The sequence below is a fragment of the Neobacillus sp. YX16 genome (genome assembly GCF_030123505.1).
GTDB lineage: Bacteria > Bacillota > Bacilli > Bacillales > Cytobacillaceae > Neobacillus.
The window spans coordinates 5,172,409-5,195,071 of record NZ_CP126115.1; the positions used below are offsets into that span (position 1 = coordinate 5,172,409).

Here is a 22,663-nt window from a genome sequence, read left to right on the forward strand (position 1 = left end):
ATTCAACCGTGGCCCAAACTGCTACGGATATTTTTTTAATTATTAACTTCGAGATATTTTGCTCATTCCATAATATCCTCCAAGCGTACATTAAAGTATGTTAATTCATGCATCCTCCTTCAAGCCATCCTTGGATGTTTTTTTTTGCATATACTGTGCGAACTTGTTTATTTACCCGCCCTTTCCTATTATAGGGTCAACCGGATTAGTAAATATTTATGGTTACCCATTATTTAATATGAGCTTATTATGACTGGCTTCAATTGCCTCTACCATAGAATTCCTCCAAATGATACGTTTGTACATTATATTCATATGTAAGTTTTCCTGATTATACAAAGGATTGGAACCCATTATTCATTAATTAATAGTTTGTTAACAATATATTTTGCATCCGTTCCTACTCCTTGAAGTAATGCTGATCCCCTTCGATATTGCCAAGGTAAACCTAAAAAGTATAATCCATTAATTGAAGTTACCCCTCTTTGATGTATTGGGAGTCCTTTTTCATCTGAAAATTCGGGGAGATTTATCCAACTATAATCTGATTTGAATCCAGTGGACCAAATCACATTCGACACTTTTAAGCTGGTATTGTCATCAAAAAATATATCATTCTTATTAGCTGAAGTTGCTCTAGGTTTTAGTACCACCCTGCCATTAGTTATTTGTGATTTAAGCTCGAATCCGAATATAGGGTCTGGTCTATTCTTTACAAATTGACCAACTTTACTATGTACATTAGCCTTTAAGACTCCTAATTTATCAAACCACCAAAAAACGCTTTTTTTCGCTATATCCTGAGGCAGGAATTTTAGTTGCTGTCCAACCGACAAATACACTATACTTCCTATTGATATTTCAGCCGCGATTTGAGCACCTGAGTTTCCCCCTCCAACGACGAGTGTGGCTCCTTTCTTTAATTGGTTGGGATTTTTATATTTTGATGAATGAAGTTGAAGGATATTTTCTGAAAGAAGTTGTGAAAATTCTGGGATAGATGGATCTTGGAAAGGACCTGTTGCTACGATTACATTTCTACTATGATACTCATCTTGTGTAGTGTTCAAAATAAAATAGTCTTTTTTGTCCAAATTCAAAACTGAAGTATTAAGTTGAATAGGCAGCGAAAAAGTATTGGCATAAGATGATAAATAATCCGAAATTTCATTTTTAGTAGGGTACTTTTTCTCATCCCCTTTTAATGATAATCCAGGTAGAGAACTATAAGAGCGTGGTGTAAACAAGGTTAAAGAATCATACCTATTTTTCCAGCTATCACCGACAGCAGGTCCCTTATCTAAAATGAGAAATGATAATTTTGTTTGTTTTAAATAATATCCCATAGAAAGTCCAGCTTGGCCTCCTCCAATAACAATAACGTCATAAAGCATATGTAATTTCCCCCTTTTAATCCAAAGGCTTCCCAATAAAAACAAATAAGGTCAAATCTTTTTAGGGGGAAAAGGCTCATATCCAACTTGATAAAAACTGTTCACCCCACTTGCATTTTTAAACACTAATAATTCTACCTCTACCTTAGGTTTGAAATTGGCAGTTGTTCCGTTAGGGAATGTTGTTCATACAGGTGACTTCAAGTATGACTCCTTTTGGTCATCCCCCAATGGATAATGATGAAACTAAATGCATAAGGAAAGCGAAGGCTTTGAGGTATCAGGAATAAAAAGAGTCTGTTAATAGTTATGTACTTACTGTATTTGCTAATGATTGTATAATGATAAAAAAAGACAGAGCATTCAGCCCTGTTTTAATTTGTGTAACTTCTTCCCTTTAGACTAATTGGAAACTTTTCCTCTCTTTTAGTAATCATTGATAAATAAAAAATTGTATGCAGTCTTATAAGTTATTTCCATGGGATATTAACCTAAAATAAAAAGAACTGTAGAAGGTTTGTTTCTACAGTTCTTACGTATTTGAAGCATATTCTTGCCAGCAGTTTTTTGAAGCATTACTTTGCCAAAGCGGCAATCCTATGGTTCAAGTAACATTCTGCTAGCCTTGTAATCCACCTTATGTATGGTGGAGACGGCGGGACGTGCGTTTCCATGCTTTCGTCATGGCACTGACTATATCTTGAACCTGCGTAGTTTACAGGTCCCTCGGCGTCTTATGCGAAATATAATTTTTACCTAAAGGTAAGGATTTCGCATCCTAGTACTACCATTTTTGAAATGGCAGCCTATAAGTCGATACACGGCTGTTGGATTACTCCACATACCGCTCGGCATTGCCTTATCGCCATTTAAGCGACTTAGGTTTCACCGATAAAGCCGAATTTTCACTTATGTGTTACCACATAAGGCGACTAATTACTAATCGAACCCGCGTCCAAAGATAACGGCACTTAAGCTTCTACGAGTGTAGTCGACATATTGGCGCTTCGCTAATCCTTTTGCCTATCGACAGGCGGCCGGTCAGCTAGTCTGGTTGTTCTCTTCCTTCGCCCTCAGACGGTGGACTCCGGCGTAGCCTACTTAGAGTGAGTCCGCTACCCTACCACATAGGCGATGGAGGGGCGAACAGCTATGCAGTATTAAGCTGCGAAAGCTAGGTTGTTGTTAGTTTTGCCAGTTATAGGCGTTGACGTTTTAACGAGGCCGATCCCCTCGACTCGCAACCTAAGCTCGAACTACCCCTGTCGAATCCTTAGCGCCCCCATTATAAAATGTGCTGAAATCTAGTTAAAGATTTTAGCAAGCGTAGGATGCTCAACAATAGTTTGAGCAAAAGTTTCTCATCGCATATCTCAGCGACAAACTTATTATAACACACTTCGAGCATTTTTCAATTGTAAGTATTTGTAATTACATCTTTTGCCGATCACGGAATGCACGCTCGATATCGCGTTTTGCCTCTTTTTGCTTTAAGACTTCACGTTTGTCATAATTCTTTTTACCTTTTGCTAATCCTAACAAAACTTTGGCAAATCCATTTTTCAAATAAATTTTTAATGGTATAAGCGCATATCCTGCTTCTCTTGTTTCTCCAAAAAGCTTGTTAATTTCCCGCTTATGGAGCAAAAGCTTTCTTTGTCTCAAAGGATCATGATTAAAGCGATTCCCTTGCTCATATGGACTTACGTGCATGTTTAATAAATGCATTTCACCGTTATGAATTCTTGCATAGGAATCCTTTAAGTTCACTTTCCCAGCACGAATGGACTTGATTTCTGTTCCTTGAAGGACAATTCCAGCTTCGTATGTTTCTTCAATAAAGTAATCATGGTATGCCTTTTTATTTTGCGCAACCACTTTCCCTATACCTTTTGGCATGTCTCTCACCTCGTTATGGGTTAATTTTAGCAGAAAACAATAACCATAACAATTGAAAGTAAGTACATTAAGCCTCTATAGTTACTTGATCCTTCATTGTGACAAGGTTACGGGCACTATACAGCTTCTATAGTTACCCAAATCTTCTTTATGATAAGATTACGGGCACTATGGAGCCCCTATAGTTACCCAAATCCTCTTCATGGTAAGGTTTCGGGCATTATAAAACCCTCATAGTGCCCGAATTCTGAATTGCATAGGATTTCGGGCACTATGAAGGAGTGTAGCTTACAAAATTTAATATTTCTTCTTTTTCCGCTTAGTGCTTTTATTTTTCGGTACATTATCGTAAAACTTCTTTTTCTTTCTCGTACCTGATCCTTGGGCAGTTCCTTCAGACTTTTGACCACCACGACCTTCTGTTTTATTGCGGCGCGGCTTTTTCGTGTCACTGCCTGTTTTAAATACTCTCGTATTCTCAGGCCGCTCGCGGCGAGTTCCTTTCATGCCAACGACTTCAAAATCAATCGAACGTTCGTCTTTATTTACTTTTACTACTCTAACGGTAATTTCATCGCCAATTCGGAATACATTACCTGTCCGCTCGCCGATCATCGCAAAATGGCGTTCATCAAAACGATAGTAATCATCTGTCAGGTAGCTGACATGCACGAGGCCTTCAATCGTATTTGGAAGCTCGACAAACATTCCAAAATTGGTCACTGAGCTAATAATACCGTCATACTCTTCACCAATCTTGTCCTCCATGTATTCAGCTTTTTTAAGTTCATCCGTTTCACGTTCTGCGTCAACCGCTCGACGCTCCATCTTAGATGAATGCTGAGCAATTTCAGGCAGTCTGACATTCCACTTTTCCCTTGTTGTCTCATCAAGCTTTCCTTCAATAAGATACGTCCGGATTAAGCGGTGAACGATGGTATCAGGATATCGACGAATTGGTGATGTGAAATGAGTATAAAACTCAGTCGATAATCCAAAGTGTCCTAGACTTTCTGGATCGTATTTGGCCTGTTGCATAGAACGAAGCATAACCGTTGAAATGACCATCTCTTCAGGCTTGCCTTGAACTTCTTCAATAATTTCTTGAAGAGCCCTAGGATGAACATCATTGGCCGTTCCTTTGACAATATATCCAAAATTAGTGATAAACTCAAAAAATCTTCTTAGCTTATCTTCTTTTGGATCCTCGTGAATACGGTAAATAAACGGTACTTCCATCCAGTGGAAATGCTCTGCAACGGTTTCGTTTGCAGCCAGCATAAACTCTTCGATTAATTTTTCTGCTACTGAACGTTCACGAAGCACTACATCTATCGGTTTACTTTCTTCATCAACCAATACCTTTGATTCCTTAAAATCAAAATCAATGGCTCCCCGCTTCATTCTCTTTTCGCGCAAGATTTGTGCCAGCACTTCCATTTGTTCAAACATCGGAACAAGAGACTCGTATCGACTCCGTGTTTCTTCATCTTTATCAACTAAAATCCTATTTACATCAAAATAAGTCATTCTCTCAGTTGTTTTAATCACGCTCTGAAAAATTTCATGATTAACAACTTGACCTTCGTCGTTGATTTCCATATTACATGACAGTACTAAACGATCTACCTTTGGATTGAGTGAACAAATACCATTTGATAAACGATGTGGAATCATCGGAATAACCCTGTCTACTAAGTAAACACTCGTTGCCCGTTCTTCCGCCTCAAGATCAATGGGCGTTCCTTCTTTCACATAATAGCTCACATCTGCGATATGTACCCCAAGTTTATAGTTGCCATTTGCAAGCTTTGTCACCGTAACAGCATCATCAAGATCCTTTGCGTCAGCACCATCGATTGTGACAATGGTTTCATTCCGTAAATCGCGGCGGTTGGCCAGTTCGCTTTCATCAATCGTATCTGGAGTCTCATTTGCCTGCTTTAATACATCATCAGGGAATGCCATCGGCAGACCATGTTTATGAATAACAGATAGAATATCCACACCTGGGTCATTTTTATGGCCAAGGACCGTAATAACTTCACCCTCAGCACTTTTCCTGCCTTCAGGATAGGTGATTAATTTAACGACAACTTTATGACCTTCGACCGCACCCTTAGATGCTGATTTGGGGATAAAAATATCACTAGCAAACTTTTTATCATCAGGAATAACAAAACCAAAGCTTTTGCTTTCTACATAGGTACCTACAATTTGCTGAACCCCTCGTTCAAGAATGCGAATGACGCTGCCTTCTCTGCGCTGTCCCGAGCTTTCTGATGAAATACGGGCAAGAACGGTATCTCCGTGCATCGCGGTATTCGTTTCATTTGGCGGAATGAAAATATCATCCATCCCAGGCTCATCAGGAATCACAAAGGCAAATCCTTTAGCGTGACCTGTTAGTTTCCCGCGGATTAAGTTCATTTTTTGCGGCAAGCCATAACGGTTGCTGCGAGTACGGACGACTAGTCCCTTTTCTTCCATTTGAACAAGTGCTTTTACAAATTCCTTAAAGTCGCTAGAATCTGAAATACCAAAAGCCTCTTCTAGCTCTTGAACAGTCAAAGGCTTGTAAGCCTCGTCCCTCATATATTGTAATAGCTTGTCAACGTGCAGTTGAATATTATCTTCCAATAAAATCCCTCCTCAATAGGATAAATTATTCCAATCTAATTTTTCTAAAAAGGCGTAAACATCTTCATGAAGCTGCTCACGTTCTTTATCTAGCGTTATCACATGGCCTGATTCCTCATACCATTTGATTTCTTTCATGACGGATTCCACTTCATTGTAAATGATGTTTGCACTATCTGTGTTTATCATTTTGTCATGACGTGCTTGAACAACAAATGTTGGAGCATAAATCATATCAACATGATTGCGAACATCTGCAATTAAGTCTTGCAGTGCCTTTAAGGTTTTCATCGGTGTCTTCGCAAACTCATTCATTTCTAGTTCAATTTGTTCTTCGCTTTTTCCTTCTCGTACCTTATATTCGTGTGCATATTCAAGAATTCCGTGAAACATCACTTCTTCGCTTTTTATATACATCGGTGCACACATTGGAAATACACCTTTTATAGGTACAGTGTAACCCAATTTCAAGGAAAATACGCCGCCAAGCGAAAGTCCGCCAACTGCAATTTCTTCGTATCCTTGATTTTTCAAAAAATTATAGCCATTTATGACGTCCTGCCACCAATCTTCAGGGCCAGTGTGCACTAGTTCCTCTGGTGGAACACCATGTCCCTTATAGTGCGGTGCATGACAGGTATATCCCCTTTTTTCTAAAAAGCGTCCTAACATCCGGACATCTGCCGAATTGCCTGTAAAACCGTGCAGCAATAAGACAGCTCGCTTTCCTCCTTTAAAGGTAAAAGGCTTTGGTACAGCAATTTTCATAGTTAAAACTCCTTCGGTTCTATAAAATCCATTATCTTAGTTTAAGCAAAGAATTGGGTAACATTCCAGAAATTAGCCTCTGATTTTTATGCAATAAAAAAACCTGACATTTAGCCAGGTTTTTGAGCAATCTTTATTAAACTTCGAAGTATGCAACCAATACCGCAAGGATAATGAAAAGAACTGCTAAAACAATGGTAATACGATGTAGAATTAAATCAAGTCCTCGTGCTTTCTGCTTACCAAATAATGTTTCAGCACCACCTGAAATGGCGCCAGATAATCCAGCACTTTTACCTGATTGCAATAAAACAACTAGAATAAGTCCAATACTCACGATTACTAATAATGTAACAACCAATGCATGCATGTAAGCCACCTCCTGTTAGTTCGTACATTTCACAGTATTTCTAATTTACCATATTATTTCCCTTTTAACAATACTGGTGTTTGTGTCAGCTTTTAGGAGATTCCCCCGAGATGTCAGATTGCTCTAAACTAAAGACTCGCTAGAGTTACCCTGAACCATCTTCTTTTCATCCTTCGGTCACTCCAGACAAAAAGGCACTCATTCGTCAATGAGTGCCTTAACTAATATAATTATTTTCTTAGGTTATAGAAAGATTTTAATCCGTTGTATTGTGCTGTTTCACCCAATTGATCTTCAATACGAAGCAATTGGTTGTATTTCGCTACACGGTCTGTACGTGAAGGTGCACCTGTTTTGATTTGACCAGCGTTTGTTGCAACCGCGATGTCAGCGATTGTGTTATCTTCTGTTTCACCAGAACGGTGGGAGATAACAGCAGTATAGCCAGCACGCTTCGCCATTTCAATCGCATCAAATGTTTCAGTCAATGTACCGATTTGGTTAACTTTGATAAGGATTGAGTTACCGATACCATTTGTGATACCTTCAGAAAGCTTCTTAGTATTTGTAACAAATAAATCATCACCAACTAATTGAACTCTGTTTCCAATACGCTCAGTTAAAAGCTTGTGACCTTCCCAATCGTTTTCATCTAGACCATCTTCAATAGAGATAATTGGATATTTGTTAGAAAGCTCTTCATACCAATCAACCATTTCAGCAGAAGTCTTCACAACGCCTTCACCTGCAAGGTGGTATTTTCCATCTTCTTTGTTATAAAACTCAGAAGACGCAGCGTCCATTGCTAAGAATACTTCTTCACCAGGCTTGTAGCCAGCTTTTTCGATTGCTTGAACAATCGTTTGAAGTGCTTCTTCGTTTGATCCTAGGTTTGGAGCAAATCCGCCTTCATCTCCAACTGCTGTGTTAAGTCCTTTTTCTTTAAGAACTGATTTTAAGCTGTGGAAAATTTCAGTACCCATACGAAGGGCTTCTCTGAAGTTTGGAGCTCCTACAGGCATTACCATGAATTCTTGAATATCAACGTTGTTATCAGCATGCTCGCCACCGTTTACAATGTTCATCATTGGAACAGGAAGCTGCTTTGCATTGAATCCGCCAAGGTATTGATATAAAGGAACATCTAAGTAGTTAGCTGCAGCATGAGCAACGGCCATAGAAACACCAAGGATTGCGTTGGCACCTAATTTACCTTTGTTTTCAGTTCCATCAAGCTCGATTAAAGCGTGATCGACAGAAACTTGATCTAATACACTAAATTCTTCGCCAACAAGGTGTGGAGCAATAATTTCATTAACATTTTCTACTGCTTTTAATACACCTTTACCAAGGTAACGTTCTGAATCGCCATCGCGAAGTTCTACTGCTTCATATTCACCTGTTGAAGCACCGCTTGGTACTAACGCACGGCCAAAAGCTCCTGATTCTGTAAAAACTTCAACTTCCACTGTTGGGTTACCGCGGGAATCTAATACTTCACGTGCATATACGTCTACAATAAATGGCATTTAATTTCTCTCCTTTTAATATGAAAATTATTTAATTAATGTTTTTCCTGTCATTTCAGCTGGCTTCTGTACTCCTAGAAGATCCAGAATCGTAGGAGCTAAATCTCCTAAGATACCGCCGTTGCGCAGCTCTACACCATTCTTTGTAACAATTACAGGTACAGGATTGGTTGTATGAGCGGTCATCGGATCACCTCCAAGGGTGATAACTTCATCTGCATTACCATGGTCAGCTGTGATGATAGCTGTACCACCTTTTTCAAGAATTAAATCAACAATTTTCCCTAAGCATTCATCAACCGTTTCAATTGCCTTCACAGTTGGTTCAAGCATTCCAGAATGTCCAACCATATCTGGGTTTGCAAAGTTTAAAAGAATGGCGTCAAACTTATCTGCCTGTATTTCCTTTATGAGGGCATCTGTTACTTCATAGGCGCTCATTTCAGGCTGAAGGTCATAGGTTGCAACCTTTGGCGAGTTAATTAAAATCCGCTCCTCGCCTGGAAATTTATCCTCACGGCCGCCGCTCATAAAGAAAGTAACATGGGGATATTTTTCGGTCTCGGCAATTCTTAATTGCTTCAATCCATTTTGAGCTAATACTTCTCCTAATGTGTTATCCAAGTTAGAAGGTTTAAACGCAACATAACCATTCACTGATTCACTGAAGTGTGTTAAGCATACGAAGAATAAATCTCTAGGATGTTTTTCTCCACGATCGAATGGTCGGAAATCTTCATTTGTAAATACGTTAGAAATTTGAATCGCTCGGTCAGGACGGAAATTATAGAAAATGACTGCATCATTGTCCTGAATGGTTGCAACAGGCTTACCGTCTTCCTTTGTGATTACGGAAGGAATAACGAATTCATCAAAAATTCCATGCTGGTAGGAATCCTCTACTACCTCTAATGGATTTGTATAAGCAGGCCCATCGCCATAAACCATGGAACAATATGACTTTTCAACACGCTCCCAGCGGTTGTCACGGTCCATTGAATAATAGCGTCCAGAAATGGTTGCGAATTCTCCAACGCCATACTCGTTCATTTTATCCAAAGTTTGTTGTATATATGTTGCAGCTGTTTTCTGGCCAACATCACGTCCATCAAGGAAGCCATGAACGTAAACATTCTCTATGCCTTCTTCTTTCGCCAGCTTTAAGAGTGCAAACATATGGTTAATATGGCTGTGTACACCGCCATCAGATAGTAATCCAAATAAATGTAGGTTAGTTCCGTTTTTCTTAACATGATCCATCGCACTACAAATGGTTTCATTTTTTTCAAATTCACCTTCACGAATGGCAATGTTCACACGTGTTAAGCTTTGGTAAACTATACGGCCGGCACCGATATTCAAATGACCCACTTCTGAGTTACCCATTTGTCCCTCAGGAAGCCCTACTGCCTCGCCTGAAGCCGTTAAATGCGAATGTGGAAAATTACTCCAATACCGATCAAAATTCGGTTTTTTTGCATGAAAGACTGCATTCCCTTTTTGTTCATCCCTGCATCCAAATCCATCTAGAATGATGAGGGCAACGGGAGACTTACTCATAACTTCCTGCCTCCAATAGCTGCAAGAATGAGCGGGCTTCAAGGCTGGCTCCGCCTACAAGAGCACCATCGATATCTGGCTGTGCCATATATTCTTTAATATTTTCTGGTTTCACACTGCCGCCATATTGAATTCTAACAGCATTAGCAACATCTTCACTGAACTGTTGGCCAACTACTTGACGAATATGTGCACAAACATCATTCGCATCTTGTGAAGTAGATGATTTTCCAGTTCCAATTGCCCAAATAGGTTCATAGGCAATAACGGTCTGCTTCACTTGGTCATCCGTTAAACCAGCCAGCGCTTTTTGAATTTGAGATCCTACAAAATCCATCGTTTCTCCATTTTCACGCTGTTCTAGTGTCTCACCACAACAAACAATTGGTGTTAAGTTATATTTAAAGGCTGCAAGTGTCTTTAAGTTTACAGACTCATCCGTTTCATTGAACATTTCTCTACGTTCAGAATGACCAATAATCACATATTGCACGCCAATTTCAGAAAGAGGTTTTGGGCTGATTTCGCCGGTAAACGCTCCGCTCTCTTCAAAATGCATATTTTGGGCACCAATTTTCACTTCTGTGCCTTCCGTAATTTCTACAAGATTTTGTAAAAATAAAGCCGGGGCACAAATGACAGAATCGATTTTGTCTGCTTGAGGTACAAGTCCTTTTACTTCTTCCGTAAAGCTTTTTGCCTCAGCTAGTGTTTTATTCATTTTCCAGTTACCTGCAATAATCGGTTTACGCATGCGGGCACATCCTTCCTTACAACAGTAAAAAATTATTTATCGTTTAATGCTACAACTCCAGGAAGCTCTTTGCCTTCCATAAATTCAAGTGAAGCACCGCCGCCTGTTGAAATATGACTCATTTTTTCAGCTAAATCAAATTTCTCAACTGCTGCTGCAGAGTCTCCTCCGCCAATCACTGAATATGTACCTTCTGCTTCAGCAAGTGCTTGTGCAACTGCCTTTGTACCACCAGCAAATTTATCGATTTCAAACACACCCATAGGTCCATTCCAAATCACTAATTTTGATTTTTGAATAACATCACGATAAATTTCAGCTGTTTTTGGACCGATATCGAGAGCTTCCCAATCTGCAGGAATCTCATTAATAGCTACTACCTTAGTATTCGCATCGGCCGAGAAATCATCAGCAACAATCGCATCAACAGGTATGTAGAAATTAACACCTTTTTCTTTTGCTTTTTCAATAAAGGAATTCGCTAAGTCGATTTTATCTGCTTCAAGAAGGGATTTACCGATTTCATGTCCCTGTGCCTTAACAAAGGTATAAGCAAGTCCACCGCCAATGATTAGGTTATCAACCTTTTCTAAAAGGTTTTCAATAACGCCAATTTTGTCCTTCACCTTTGCACCGCCAATAATTGCAGTAAACGGACGCTCCGGATTTGATAATGCTTTTCCTAGTACATCAAGCTCTTTTTCCATTAAAAGACCGGATACAGCAGGTAGATGGTGTGCAATACCTTCTGTTGAAGCGTGGGCTCTGTGTGCTGCACCAAATGCATCATTTACATAGACATCAGCAAGTTCTGCAAAGGATTTCGCCAGTTCAGAATCATTCTTTTCTTCACCAGGGTAAAAACGAACGTTTTCAAGAAGAAGAACATCGCCTTCATTCATCGTTTCTATTAAAGATTTAACAGAATCACCGAAAGCTTCATCAGCTTTTTGTACGTTTTTGCCAAGAAGTTCAGAAAGTCTTACACCCACTGGAGTTAAGCGCATTTCCTCTACAACTTTGCCTTTTGGACGTCCAAAATGACTTGCTAGGATTACTTTTGCGCCTTGATCGATTAGGTATTGGATAGTAGGTATTGCAGCGCGAATTCTTGTTTCGTCCGTGATTTTCCCATCCTGCATAGGTACGTTAAAATCAACTCGGCAGAAAACGCGTTTTCCTTTTACATCTACATCTTTTAATGTTTTCTTGTTCATGCGAGAAGCCTCCTATTTAATAAAAAGCTAGTGAAATTTACATAAAAAAAGGAGGGGGGAATGTTCCCCGCTCCCCTTTGAAATACCATAAATTATTATAGCCTGTAGATGATAGGAATACCAATCATGGCCAAATAATTAAATGAAATTAGGATTATAGTCCTTTTTGTCCAATATAGCCAATTAGGTCAACAACACGGCTAGAGTAACCAACTTCGTTATCGTACCAAGATAATACTTTAACCATATTGCCTTCAAGAACCATTGTTGATAATGCATCGATTGTAGAAGAAGCTGAGCTTCCGTTATAATCGCTAGATACTAATGGAAGTTCACTGTATGCTAAAATTCCTTTTAATGGACCTTCTGCTGCTGTTCTGAATGCTGCGTTTATTTCTTCAGCTGTTACGTTCTTATCTAATTCTGCAACTAAGTCAACAATAGAAACGTTTGGCGTTGGAACGCGCATTGCCATCCCATTTAATTTCCCTTTAAGTTCAGGAAGTACAAGAGAAACAGCTTTAGCCGCACCGGTTGATGTTGGAATCATATTCTCAGCTGCTGCACGCGCACGACGGTAGTCCTTGTGTGGTAAATCAAGGATTTGTTGGTCATTTGTATAAGAGTGTACAGTTGTCATCATTCCACGCTTAATTCCGAAGTTATCGTTCAATACCTTTGCAAAAGGAGCTAGACAGTTTGTTGTACAAGATGCATTAGATAATACATGGTGGTTTGCTGCATCGTATTTATCTTCGTTAACACCCATTACGATAGTAATATCTTCGTTATCTGCTGGAGCAGAGATGATTACTTTTTTAGCACCAGCTTCAAGGTGTTTCGCAGCGTCTTCACGCTTTGTGAAACGGCCTGTTGATTCAACCACTACTTCAACACCTAGCTCGCCCCAACCAAGTTGTGCAGGATCGCGTTCAGCAAGAACCTTTACCTTTTTGCCGCCAACGATTAAGTATTCTCCGTCAACTTTAACATCTGCTTGAAGAGTTCCATGAACTGTATCGTATTTTAAAAGATGCGCAAGCATATTTGCATCTGTTAAGTCGTTAATTGCAACAATCTCAACATTAGAATTGTTTAGTGCTGCACGAAGCACATTACGTCCAATACGTCCAAAACCATTAATACCAACTTTTACTGTCATTGTAATTTCCTCCTTGGAATGAAAAAAGGTTTTTTATATTTAAAAAGGGATTAACCTTTTAATAACTTTCTTGCTGCACCTTCATCTGTGATTAAAATCGTCGAAGGTGGTGCTTTTTTCATATATGCTATTATTGCTTTTGCCTTTGAAGCTCCGCCCGCAACAGCAATCACATTTGGAATCTGTGCTAGGTCTTCCAGTTGAAGTCCAATCGTTAATACTTTATGGACAATTTCGCCTTTTTCGTTAAAATAGTAGCCGAATGCTTCACCGACTGCCGCATTAGATTCTAGCTTTTGCTTAACCTCAGGTTTTGACTTTCTTCTTTCAGCCATTGTAATAGCGTCCCCTATACCATGAAGAACCATGCTTGCCGATTTAATTAAATTTAACACTTCATGGATTTCTGGCTCTTTAATCAGGGATTCATAAATTTCGTTACTAACTTGGTCTGGAACATAGAATACACGATGTTTCGACCCTGTATTCTTTGACATAATCGAGCTAATGGTATTTGCCTGGTTTTGAACATCCTCACCAATGCCGCCACGAGCAGGAACAAAAAGTAAATCCTTTTTACCAAGCTCTGGTGTAAGTACATTTGCGACTGCTGCCATGGTTGAGCCGCCAGTTACAGCGATAATATTTTTTCCTGTTAAGTTGTTTTTCATGCAAATTGCACTGGCCTTACCCAGGTCATCCTTCACCATTAGGGACTCATCACTGTTACCCGGAACAATCACTACCTTACGAATTTTAAGGCGGTGCTTCAACTCCAGTTCCATTACATCAATTCCAATTAACTCGCGTATCATTTCTTCTAAGTCTTCCAGTAAATTTTTCCCTTCAAGGGTCAAATTCATTCCAATATTGTTAATGGAAACAAGATTTTGTTCCTTTAGGAAATCAACTTCACTGCGAAGGACTCGTTCTGTATAGCCAAGATTGTTAGCAAGACTTCTTCTTCCAACGGGCTGCATAAAACCAATATGCCTAAGGATAGAATATCGTTTATGTAGCACTTGAAGGAGATCAGGTAATAATCTTTTCTGAATATCGATGAGTGATTGCATAACATCTTGCTCCTTTATTATATGTAACTGGTCATAAAATGTCCACCCTAGACAAATTATGTCCCACATCATCGAAAAAAAATCACCCCTGCTAACAATTTACATTCTAACAGGAGTGAAAACCTATTTCAACTTAAAAGTTTTGTAACTTTTCTTGCAAACGGTTACTTATGTCAATTTTGTTAATTATTCCAAAAGCAGCTTCTTCTCCATTAATATGAACAACAGGAATCATAATACCATACAGCTCCGTTAGTTCATCACTCTCATCAATATCAAATTCCTCTAAAGTAAAGTTCCATTCTTCCTGTAATTCTAGGATTAATTTTTTTGCTTTCTCACAAAGTGGACAGCGTTTTCTAGTATAAAAGGTAATCACTGTTTGCGGCATAGTTTATTTCCTTTCAATCAAACCTTTTTCTTTTGGATGAAGAATGAATTCCCAACTGATCTCGATACTTAGCGATGGTTCGCCTTGAAACCACGATTCCTTGGGTACTCATTAGTTTTTCCACTATTTCTTGATCAGATAACGGTCTCTGTTTGTTTTCTTTTTCAATCATGGCAGCTATAGCGTTTTTCACCTGACTAGAGGAAGTATTTTCATTTGAAACCGTTTGAATTGTACTTGTAAAAAAAGATTTTAACGAAAAGGTTCCAACCGGAGTCTGAACGTATTTATCCTTTACTGCTCGGCTTACAGTGGATTCATGAATATCTAGCTCAACTGCGATTTCCTTCATGGTCATTGGAACAAGGTATTCACGCCCTTTTTGAAGAAAAAGCGTCTGCTTTTCAACAATTTTCCCTGCCACTCTTGTTAAGGTTTCTTTTCGTTGCTCAATACTCCTCTGTATCCACTGATAATCCTGTACCTTTTCCTGCAAAAACCGACCAACCTGTGAATCCTGGTTTGCATTAAATTTTTGGTAATAGTGATCGTTAAAGCTAATTTTAGGGATAATGTCATCACACAATCGTACGGAAAACTGATCACCGATTCTTTCAACAATCACATCTGGGATAATATAGGATGCATTTTCCTGCTCTAATAGTGCACCTGGCCGTGGATTAAGATTCTGTATGGTATCAAATACTTCTTGTATCTTTTGCAAGGGAATTTCCAACTCTTTTGCAATTTTCTTCCATTTCTTTTCAGCAAACGGTACGAAGTAGTCCGATAGAATCGTTAGCGCTAAATCATCTTTAAGGTTTTCCCGTTCGACTTGAATTAATAAACATTCCTGAAGGTTCCTGGCCCCGATTCCTGCAGGCTCCAAGGCCTGAATCACAATTACGCTCTCTTCAACCAGTTCCAAGTGGACACCTAATTTATCTGCGATATCCTCTGGTTCAGAGGCTAAGTATCCGTTTACATCTAGATTCTGAATCAAATGTTTAATTATATTTAATTGAATACTAGAGTATTTATGAAGATTAAGTTGATTTAGCAATTGTTCTTCAATTGAGGACGACTTTGCTGCAATTTGTTCAATCCACTCATTTTCCGTATTCCTCGTATGTTTCCGCCGATTGCGGTCTATTAATGGGTTAATAGGCTGAATGTTGTTATTCTCAACTTGGAGCAGGGGATTTTCAAGCGCCTTGTTTTCTAAAAAAGAGGAAAGCTCTTGGGCTGAATATTGTAAAAGTGCAATCGCTTGTGTTAATTCCTGCGTCATTGCCAATTTCAAAGATTGTTGCTGCCATAAACCTGCTTTTAAGTCCATTTCCTAACCCCCCTTTTTCTATTTTACAGGATAATAGAGAATTGGTGAATGGAAAAAATCTGGGTAACTTGACTTTAGGTGGTTATTATCACTTTTTAGGTCACTAAACTCAAAAAAGGCTTGCGTGGAACAAGCCTTTTTCTCCTCATTTCATATTTTCAAGTTCCTTTCGATTGGGTGCCATCGGGGGCTGCTGTAGCCATCCGCGATCAACTAATAAATTAAACCCTTTACCAGCATAAATCAAAATTTCTGCTATAAATTTTTGATAATTGGCCACCAAATCTGTTCGCATCGACACGGACACCGCGTGGCCAAGCAACGTAATATCGATGCCATTCAAAGCATCAAATAAGGTAACAATTAGTTTATTCGAAAAAGGAAGCACAGTTGAATCGGTTACTTCCATATTGGTTGAGGTAATACCAAGAAGTTGTTCTTTTACTAGAATTTCATGAAATACTCTTATTTGCTTTTCTGAAATTTCCTTTCCCTCTTTAATAAACTCCTTTATTTCTTTGTCGTCGACAACCTGGAGTAACGCCGTACATAGAAGCATGGAAAAATAATTGCGTTCGAGATTAAAAAAGATTTCTGTTATTTCAATTGCATTTAATGGTCTTTTCTTTATCATCCCGCTTAGATAGGAAAGCTTCTCAATGTATGCTACCTGCTTGGGATAGGGAATCATAGGAGGTCGATCATATGTACCCTTTGACAGCATGAGTTCAGTCGATGCCTTATATAATAAGGATGCTTCATTAACGGTAGTTACGTAGAAATTCAGAACATCTTCTCTTGCAACATTCGCTGTCAGGAAACCAGCGTTAATCATTCCCAGCCGATTCATCATATAAACAAAGGTAAGCCCGAACATATCATAGAACAAAGGCGGCGCTGAATAATTAATATCCTCGTCCGTAAACGAATCTGGTAAGGGGATATTCTCCTTCGTAAAAATAACGGAAATTTGTTGAATATGGTTTTCAGCAGTCTTAAGCGCTTTTTCCAAAAGAGGTTTAATTTCTTCATCCTGATTGTGATAAAGAAAGTATTTTACTAAACAAATCGTCATATTATCTTGGATAAAGGTAGCCCATAAACCGCCAATCTCCGCACTAGATAACCTAATACTGCGCTTAACCATCAATGAAAGCCTCCTTATATGTCCTATATGAAAGATTCCCTTCAGAAAGGTGCTTTATTCATGTTTCAAGACAAATGACTATACGAAAAAAGCCCCCACGCTTTTAAAGCGTAGGAGCTCTGTTTTGGATGACGCGCTCGGAGGGAATCGAACCCCCATTTTAAGAACCGGAATCTTACGTGCTATCCGTTGCACCACGAGCGCAAATATGCGACTTACATATTATATGCCAATTTGCGAAACTTTGCAACTCTGATAGGTTTAAAAAAGCACTCATTGGTTATGATGGAAAAGTGAAGATTGTCGAACAAATATAAAGGCGAATTGTTTGACCTTAATTGACCATCAGTGTATCATTAACTATACATATTAATAACCTTTCACACTTAAAGGAGGAAGAAAAATGAACTTGATTCCTACAGTTATTGAACAAACAAACCGCGGAGAGAGAGCATACGATATCTATTCTCGTCTCTTAAAAGACCGCATTATCATGCTTGGCAGTGGTATTGATGATCATGTAGCAAACAGCATTGTTGCACAATTATTATTCTTAGAGGCGGAAAACCCTGAAAAGGATATATCCATTTACATTAACAGCCCTGGCGGCAGTATTACAGCTGGTATGGCCATCTTTGATACCATGCAGTTCATTAAGCCAGATGTTCAAACCATTTGTATCGGTATGGCTGCTTCTATGGGTGCCTTCTTACTTGCTGCTGGTACAAAGGGTAAACGTTATGCGTTACCAAATGCTGAAGTAATGATTCACCAGCCATTAGGTGGAGCACAAGGTCAAGCGACTGAGATTGAAATTGCAGCAAAGCGCATTCTATTCCTTCGTGAAAAATTGAATGGAATCCTATCAGAGCGCACTGGCCAGCCTCTTGAAGTAATCCAAAAGGACACTGACCGCGATAACTTCATGACAGCTGAAAGAGCAAAAGAATACGGTCTTGTTGATCACATTATCACAAGAAGCCTTGCAGAAGAAAAGAAAGAAAAATAAAAAGGAAAGCAGCCGATGATTCGTCCGGCTGCTTTTTTCGTACCGCCTGCCGAAAGCGAAGCACCTGAAGCGCAAATGACCAGGTACCTTTATCAAATGGGCTATGTTAAAGCTTATTATTAATTTTGGCACTCTGTTGATTTGTGCGGAAGGCGCGAGACTCCTCGAAAATGCTATCGCATTTTCTTCGTGCGTGGGCAGATTCGAGGATGTAATTCAATGTCCTGCAGGAGGACAGGACAGGGGAGACCCCGCTTATCTCTTAGCGCCGAGGAGTAGGAAAAGCGGAAGCGCCTTGTACAGCCCCGACAAGCGCTGGAGGGCCTGACGATGAAGTCGTTCTTTGACTTCAACGTTGGGACCGAAGCGACTCGAGGGGCTAGGCGCTGCAGTTAGACAGGCTTACCGAACCGCCTGCGGAAAGCGAGGCGCCTCGTGACAGGCACAGACCGGCTGTCACTGCGGTGATTAATCTAAGAAGCCTTTCCTTAGTGAAGCAAAAATCAACAGACCCGTTTAACAGTGCCTGTCAAATAAAAAGAGTTTGACCAATTTTAGGTCAAACTCTTTTTATTAATGTTCATTTTGAACAAAATTAGACAATGCATCGACTGCTCTTTCTTCATCATCGCCATCAGCAACAATATTAACCACTACTCCTGATCCGACAGCCAAGCTCATTAAGCCCATTATGCTTTTTGCATTTACTTTTTTACCATCTTTCTCTAAAAAAATATCTGCTGAAAAGCGGTTTGCCTCCTGAACAAATAATGCTGCTGGTCGCGCTTGAAGACCCGTTTTCAATTTAACTTCTACTTGTTTCTCTAGCATTTCAAAATCCTCCTCATAATTTTCCTCTATTTTCTTGTAGCCATTTCACCTATCCGCAATTTATCAGCGATTTCATCTATCTTTCTTAACCGATGATTAATTCCCGATTTACTAATCGTGCCTCCTGTAACCATCTCCCCTAGTTCTTTCAGGGTCACATCCGTGTAATGGAGACGGAGTTCAGCAATTTCTCTTAACTTATCAGGCAAAATATTTAACCCGACCGTTTCATTAATATAGCGAATATTTTCAACCTGACGAATGGAAGCGCCTATGGTCTTATTTAAGTTCGCTGTTTCACAATTAACCAGTCGATTAACTGAATTTCTCATATCTCTTACAATCCGCACATCTTCAAAACGAAGAAGAGCATTGACAGCACCGGCAATATTTAAAAACTCAGTAATTTTTTCTGCTTCTTTTAAGTAAGTAATAAAACCTTTTTTTCGTTCTAGCGTCTTGCTATTAAGACCAAATTTATTCATTAACTCGCATAAGGAATCGTTATGTTCCTTATATAGCGAAGCAATTTCCAAATGATAAGATGAAGTTTCCGGATTATTTACGGAACCTCCAGCAAGAAACGCACCACGTAAATAAGAACGTTTACAACATTTCTTTTTCACAAGTTCACTAGATATATCATGGATGAAGGTAAATCCGTCACCCAGGATTTTCATATCCTCCAGTATTTCCTTAGCCCGTTGAGATAAACGGACAATGTAAACATTGTTCTTTTTTAGTCTCATTTTCTTTCGAACAAGCAGTTCAACTTGAACATCATAGCTCTTTTTTATTAATGTATAAATCCTTCTAGCTATCGCTGCATTTTCAGTTTGAATATCCACAATTAACTTACGGTTGGAAAAGGACATAGAACCATTCATCCGTATGAGAGCAGAGAGTTCAGCTCGAACACAGCATGGCTTTGTCTCCAAATTCGTTAATTCTTTTTTCGTTTCCGAAGCGAAAGACATCCCTTCACCCCCTTTTATCCAGGTTTTTAAGCCGGACACTATTATTACGCTTCATACCTCTTTTTGGTTTCACTTATGAGCAAATTATATAAAATTTTTGCCACCTTTTTCGGGTCATGTCTAAGTGCACCATTTTCCTGTATTGCAATGTCTGCATGAACCACTTCCAGTCCAAGCTCAAAAATACGGTCCAAATCATAGTTGACAGGATTCGCCAGTTCTTCGTTATAGCGAAGTTGAATATCTTCAGGAATTTCTTTGTCATTAATAAGCATGGTATCCATAAATGCACATGCCATATGATCATAAATAGCCTTTACATGATCACTCGCAGTAAAACCGTGTGTTTCACCCGCTTGTGTCATCAAATTGCATATATACACCTTTTTGGCATGTGACCTGCAAACCTCTTCACCTAATCTTGGTACAAGTAAATTAGGTAAGATACTCGTATATAAACTGCCTGGTCCTATTATAATTAGATCTGCATGTCTAATGGCTTGAATCGATTCAGGCAGTGGAGTAATCACCTCGGGTGTTAAAAATACTTTTTTTATTTTTTTTCCAGAATAGGGAATCTTCGATTCTCCAGATACGACTGTCCCATCTTCCATTTCTGCATGAAGAACAACACTCTGGTTTGCTGCTGGCAGGACCTTGCCTCGAACATTTAAAACCTTACTCATTTCTTGAATCGCATGGACAAAGTTACCGGTAATCGATGTCATTGCAGCTAATATCAAATTACCAAGTGAATGTCCCGATAATTCATTGGAGGTCTTAAAACGGTGCTGAAACATCTCTTCAACAAGCGGTTCAACATCTGATAAAGCAGCTAACACATTTCGGATATCTCCTGGCGGTGGAATTTGCAGGTCTTCACGGAGCCTACCTGAACTTCCGCCATCATCCGCAACCGTCACAATGGCGGTAATATCAACTGGATATTGTTTTAATCCCCGTAATAAAACAGGCAATCCTGTTCCTCCACCAATGATGACGATTCTTGGCTGTCCTAACTCGCTCATGTCGTTTTATCCTTTCTCCTCTCAATGTCACGATGTGAAACCAGTGTCTTATAATCACTTTCAAAATGTTTTGCAAGATACTCTGCCAGCGTTACGGAGCGGTGCTGCCCGCCGGTACAGCCTATTGCGATTACAAGCTGCGCTTTTCCTTCCCGTTTATAGTGGGGAAGCATAAAGCTGAGTAAATCAGTGACCTTCTCTAAGAATTTATGCGTTTCATTCCATTTTAAAACGTAACTAGAAACATCTTCGTCTAAACCTGTTTTAGGTCTCATGTGATCGATATAATGAGGATTAGGCAGGAAACGTACATCAAAAACAAGATCGGCATCGATTGGAATACCATACTTAAATCCAAATGACATGACATTGACAGTAAAAATTGATTGGTTATTAGAAGTAAATTCAGTAATAATCTTTTCACGTAATTCACGTGGTTTCATTTGCGATGTGTTATAAATAAGCTGGGCCCTGCCCTTTAATTCATCAAGAAGCTCCCGCTCTAATTTGATACCTTCTAAAGGTAATCCAGATTGTGCCAGCGGATGAAATCTCCTTGTTTCCTTATACCTTCGAACCAACGTTGAATCATCTGCATCTAAAAACAATATTTGTGGACTCACCCATGAAGTTTCTGCAAGTTCATCGAGCGCTTTAAATAAATGATCAAAGAACTCTCTACCTCTTAAATCCATAACTAATGCCACTTTATTCATTTTATTCCCAGATTCCTTCATAAGTTCAAGAAATTTTGGAAGCAGAGTCGGAGGCAGATTATCCACACAGAAAAAACCTAAATCCTCTAAACTCTGGATCGCAACTGTTTTCCCAGCTCCAGACATCCCCGTAATGATAACCATTTGCGTTTCATTTGTAGCTCCGGTACTCATTCACTTTTCCCCCCTCAAATTAGCTTGGATCTAATCGATAACTGATTAGTTGAAAATCCTTCGTATAAGTAAAAGTACCGTAAATAATACCATTTCCATGAATCATGTAATCGATAATATGATAGTCTCCCGCCGCCATTGGCAGGTTTTTTAGTTGATCGAGCGGCTGCCATTCAAGCTTCCCTTCATCTGATTCGTCCACCTGCATTCCATCAGAATCGGTTGCAAAAAAAGTAAACATCATCCATTCGGATAGCACTTGATCATTTTCTTTCATTATGAACGTAAAAATACCCTTCAATTGTGGGTTTTTTAAGTAGATTCCAGTTTCTTCACGGTACTCACGAATACAGGAGTCACGAACAGATTCACCAGGTTCCATTTTGCCGCCTGGTGCCACCCACCAGCCCCTGCGCGGTTTTTTCAACATCAATACTTGATTATCTCTAATTAACACACAATTGGTGACTCGCTGCACAACACTCACCCTTTTCAAGAAAAGCGGAAGCCCCTAGGCTGCTTGCGCTAGACAATTCTCAAAGTTAAAAACTTATTCTTGTTTATATAGTACATGCTCAGTAATATCGTAAAATGCGCATATTTATTCCTCTTATTATACTCCTTTTGGTAAGCGGTCACAATGAAATCAGATTTCTTAATTTTGTTAAAAATATGTAAAAAAATA

Annotated in this window: 20 protein-coding genes, 1 tRNA gene and 1 other RNA gene; 1 reads left to right on the plus strand and 21 read right to left on the minus strand. The window is 39.2% G+C overall.

Features of this window, described 5'->3' with window-relative positions; all coding sequences use genetic code 11:
• Positions 1-353 precede the first annotated feature (353 nt).
• From QNH48_RS25655 to QNH48_RS25730, 16 genes are all read right to left on the minus strand, one after another.
• Complete coding sequence (locus QNH48_RS25655; protein WP_283952528.1) at positions 354-1,394, minus strand: flavin-containing monooxygenase; 1,041 nt, start codon at positions 1,392-1,394, stop codon at positions 354-356.
• A gap of 940 nt (positions 1,395-2,334) precedes the next feature.
• Positions 2,335-2,670, minus strand: a transfer-messenger RNA (tmRNA) gene (ssrA, locus tag QNH48_RS25660).
• Between the two features lie 155 nt (positions 2,671-2,825).
• Positions 2,826-3,293 carry an SsrA-binding protein SmpB gene (gene smpB, locus QNH48_RS25665; RefSeq protein ID WP_133369083.1) on the minus strand — a complete coding sequence of 156 codons (468 nt, stop codon included), beginning with the start codon at positions 3,291-3,293 and terminating at the stop codon, positions 2,826-2,828.
• 297 nt (positions 3,294-3,590) lie between these two features.
• Entirely contained in the window at positions 3,591-5,933 is a 2,343-nt protein-coding gene (rnr, locus tag QNH48_RS25670; protein WP_283952529.1) for a ribonuclease R, read from the minus strand.
• Between the two features lie 12 nt (positions 5,934-5,945).
• Complete coding sequence (locus QNH48_RS25675) at positions 5,946-6,701, minus strand: alpha/beta hydrolase (protein ID WP_283952530.1); 756 nt, start codon at positions 6,699-6,701, stop codon at positions 5,946-5,948.
• A gap of 136 nt (positions 6,702-6,837) precedes the next feature.
• Positions 6,838-7,071 (minus strand): preprotein translocase subunit SecG, encoded by a 234-nt coding sequence (gene secG / locus QNH48_RS25680; protein WP_095246682.1) that lies wholly within the window; start codon positions 7,069-7,071, stop codon positions 6,838-6,840.
• A 230-nt stretch (positions 7,072-7,301) separates the two neighbouring features.
• Positions 7,302-8,600 (minus strand): phosphopyruvate hydratase, encoded by a 1,299-nt coding sequence (gene eno, locus QNH48_RS25685; RefSeq protein WP_283952531.1) that lies wholly within the window; start codon positions 8,598-8,600, stop codon positions 7,302-7,304.
• A gap of 27 nt (positions 8,601-8,627) precedes the next feature.
• Positions 8,628-10,160: a 2,3-bisphosphoglycerate-independent phosphoglycerate mutase gene (gpmI, locus tag QNH48_RS25690; protein ID WP_283952532.1), complete on the minus strand. Its 1,533-nt coding sequence runs from the start codon at positions 10,158-10,160 to the stop codon at positions 8,628-8,630.
• On the minus strand, positions 10,153-10,914 hold the full coding sequence (tpiA, locus tag QNH48_RS25695) for a triose-phosphate isomerase (RefSeq protein WP_095246679.1): 762 nt from the start codon (positions 10,912-10,914) through the stop codon (positions 10,153-10,155). Before tpiA ends, gpmI begins: the two co-directional genes overlap by 8 nt.
• A gap of 32 nt (positions 10,915-10,946) precedes the next feature.
• Entirely contained in the window at positions 10,947-12,131 is a 1,185-nt protein-coding gene (locus QNH48_RS25700) for a phosphoglycerate kinase (RefSeq protein ID WP_283952533.1), read from the minus strand.
• Positions 12,132-12,285: 154 nt separating this feature from the next.
• Positions 12,286-13,293, minus strand: a complete 1,008-nt coding sequence (gap, locus tag QNH48_RS25705; protein WP_133369077.1) for a type I glyceraldehyde-3-phosphate dehydrogenase — start codon at positions 13,291-13,293, stop codon at positions 12,286-12,288.
• 50 nt (positions 13,294-13,343) lie between these two features.
• Entirely contained in the window at positions 13,344-14,366 is a 1,023-nt protein-coding gene (locus QNH48_RS25710) for a sugar-binding transcriptional regulator (RefSeq protein WP_283952534.1), read from the minus strand.
• Positions 14,367-14,499: 133 nt separating this feature from the next.
• Positions 14,500-14,757 (minus strand): glutaredoxin family protein, encoded by a 258-nt coding sequence (locus QNH48_RS25715; RefSeq protein ID WP_283952535.1) that lies wholly within the window; start codon positions 14,755-14,757, stop codon positions 14,500-14,502.
• Positions 14,758-14,770: 13 nt separating this feature from the next.
• Entirely contained in the window at positions 14,771-16,096 is a 1,326-nt protein-coding gene (rpoN, locus tag QNH48_RS25720) for an RNA polymerase factor sigma-54 (protein WP_283952536.1), read from the minus strand.
• Between the two features lie 145 nt (positions 16,097-16,241).
• Entirely contained in the window at positions 16,242-17,243 is a 1,002-nt protein-coding gene (locus QNH48_RS25725) for a DUF3231 family protein (protein ID WP_283952537.1), read from the minus strand.
• Between the two features lie 132 nt (positions 17,244-17,375).
• Positions 17,376-17,447, minus strand: a tRNA-Arg gene (locus QNH48_RS25730).
• Between the two features lie 199 nt (positions 17,448-17,646).
• On the opposite strand from QNH48_RS25730, the gene clpP reads away from it, so the two are divergent.
• Complete coding sequence (gene clpP, locus QNH48_RS25735) at positions 17,647-18,252, plus strand: ATP-dependent Clp endopeptidase proteolytic subunit ClpP (RefSeq protein ID WP_095246672.1); 606 nt, start codon at positions 17,647-17,649, stop codon at positions 18,250-18,252.
• Positions 18,253-18,825: 573 nt separating this feature from the next.
• Here the strand turns inward: clpP and QNH48_RS25740 are convergent.
• From QNH48_RS25740 to QNH48_RS25760, 5 genes are read right to left on the minus strand one after another with little or no spacing between them, the layout of a single operon-like run.
• Positions 18,826-19,083 carry an HPr family phosphocarrier protein gene (locus QNH48_RS25740; RefSeq protein WP_095246670.1) on the minus strand — a complete coding sequence of 86 codons (258 nt, stop codon included), beginning with the start codon at positions 19,081-19,083 and terminating at the stop codon, positions 18,826-18,828.
• A 26-nt stretch (positions 19,084-19,109) separates the two neighbouring features.
• Entirely contained in the window at positions 19,110-20,060 is a 951-nt protein-coding gene (whiA, locus tag QNH48_RS25745) for a DNA-binding protein WhiA (protein ID WP_283952538.1), read from the minus strand.
• A gap of 44 nt (positions 20,061-20,104) precedes the next feature.
• On the minus strand, positions 20,105-21,088 hold the full coding sequence (locus QNH48_RS25750; protein WP_283952539.1) for a gluconeogenesis factor YvcK family protein: 984 nt from the start codon (positions 21,086-21,088) through the stop codon (positions 20,105-20,107).
• Positions 21,085-21,978: an RNase adapter RapZ gene (rapZ, locus tag QNH48_RS25755; protein ID WP_095246667.1), complete on the minus strand. Its 894-nt coding sequence runs from the start codon at positions 21,976-21,978 to the stop codon at positions 21,085-21,087. Before rapZ ends, QNH48_RS25750 begins: the two co-directional genes overlap by 4 nt.
• Before the next feature lie 19 nt (positions 21,979-21,997).
• Positions 21,998-22,456 carry an NUDIX hydrolase gene (locus tag QNH48_RS25760; protein WP_095246666.1) on the minus strand — a complete coding sequence of 153 codons (459 nt, stop codon included), beginning with the start codon at positions 22,454-22,456 and terminating at the stop codon, positions 21,998-22,000.
• Positions 22,457-22,663 lie beyond the last annotated feature (207 nt).

Excerpts from the sequence above, each read along its gene's own strand:
- QNH48_RS25710 (WP_283952534.1), bottom strand. The coding sequence starts at position 14,366 with ATGCAATCACTCATCGATATTCAGAAAAGATTATTACCTGATCTCCTT.
- rpoN (WP_283952536.1), bottom strand. The coding sequence starts at position 16,096 with ATGGACTTAAAAGCAGGTTTATGGCAGCAACAATCTTTGAAATTGGCA.
- eno (WP_283952531.1), bottom strand. The coding sequence starts at position 8,600 with ATGCCATTTATTGTAGACGTATATGCACGTGAAGTATTAGATTCCCGC.
- QNH48_RS25740 (WP_095246670.1), bottom strand. The coding sequence starts at position 19,083 with ATGCTAGAGAAACAAGTAGAAGTTAAATTGAAAACGGGTCTTCAAGCG.
- smpB (WP_133369083.1), bottom strand. The coding sequence starts at position 3,293 with ATGCCAAAAGGTATAGGGAAAGTGGTTGCGCAAAATAAAAAGGCATAC.
- QNH48_RS25715 (WP_283952535.1), bottom strand. The coding sequence starts at position 14,757 with ATGCCGCAAACAGTGATTACCTTTTATACTAGAAAACGCTGTCCACTT.
- gpmI (WP_283952532.1), bottom strand. The coding sequence starts at position 10,160 with ATGAGTAAGTCTCCCGTTGCCCTCATCATTCTAGATGGATTTGGATGC.
- rapZ (WP_095246667.1), bottom strand. The coding sequence starts at position 21,978 with ATGAGTACCGGAGCTACAAATGAAACGCAAATGGTTATCATTACGGGG.
- secG (WP_095246682.1), bottom strand. The coding sequence starts at position 7,071 with ATGCATGCATTGGTTGTTACATTATTAGTAATCGTGAGTATTGGACTT.
- QNH48_RS25750 (WP_283952539.1), bottom strand. The coding sequence starts at position 21,088 with ATGAGCGAGTTAGGACAGCCAAGAATCGTCATCATTGGTGGAGGAACA.
- QNH48_RS25655 (WP_283952528.1), bottom strand. The coding sequence starts at position 1,394 with ATGCTTTATGACGTTATTGTTATTGGAGGAGGCCAAGCTGGACTTTCT.
- gap (WP_133369077.1), bottom strand. The coding sequence starts at position 13,293 with ATGACAGTAAAAGTTGGTATTAATGGTTTTGGACGTATTGGACGTAAT.
- whiA (WP_283952538.1), bottom strand. The coding sequence starts at position 20,060 with ATGTCTTTCGCTTCGGAAACGAAAAAAGAATTAACGAATTTGGAGACA.
- QNH48_RS25675 (WP_283952530.1), bottom strand. The coding sequence starts at position 6,701 with ATGAAAATTGCTGTACCAAAGCCTTTTACCTTTAAAGGAGGAAAGCGA.
- QNH48_RS25725 (WP_283952537.1), bottom strand. The coding sequence starts at position 17,243 with ATGGTTAAGCGCAGTATTAGGTTATCTAGTGCGGAGATTGGCGGTTTA.
- clpP (WP_095246672.1), top strand. The coding sequence starts at position 17,647 with ATGAACTTGATTCCTACAGTTATTGAACAAACAAACCGCGGAGAGAGA.
- QNH48_RS25700 (WP_283952533.1), bottom strand. The coding sequence starts at position 12,131 with ATGAACAAGAAAACATTAAAAGATGTAGATGTAAAAGGAAAACGCGTT.
- tpiA (WP_095246679.1), bottom strand. The coding sequence starts at position 10,914 with ATGCGTAAACCGATTATTGCAGGTAACTGGAAAATGAATAAAACACTA.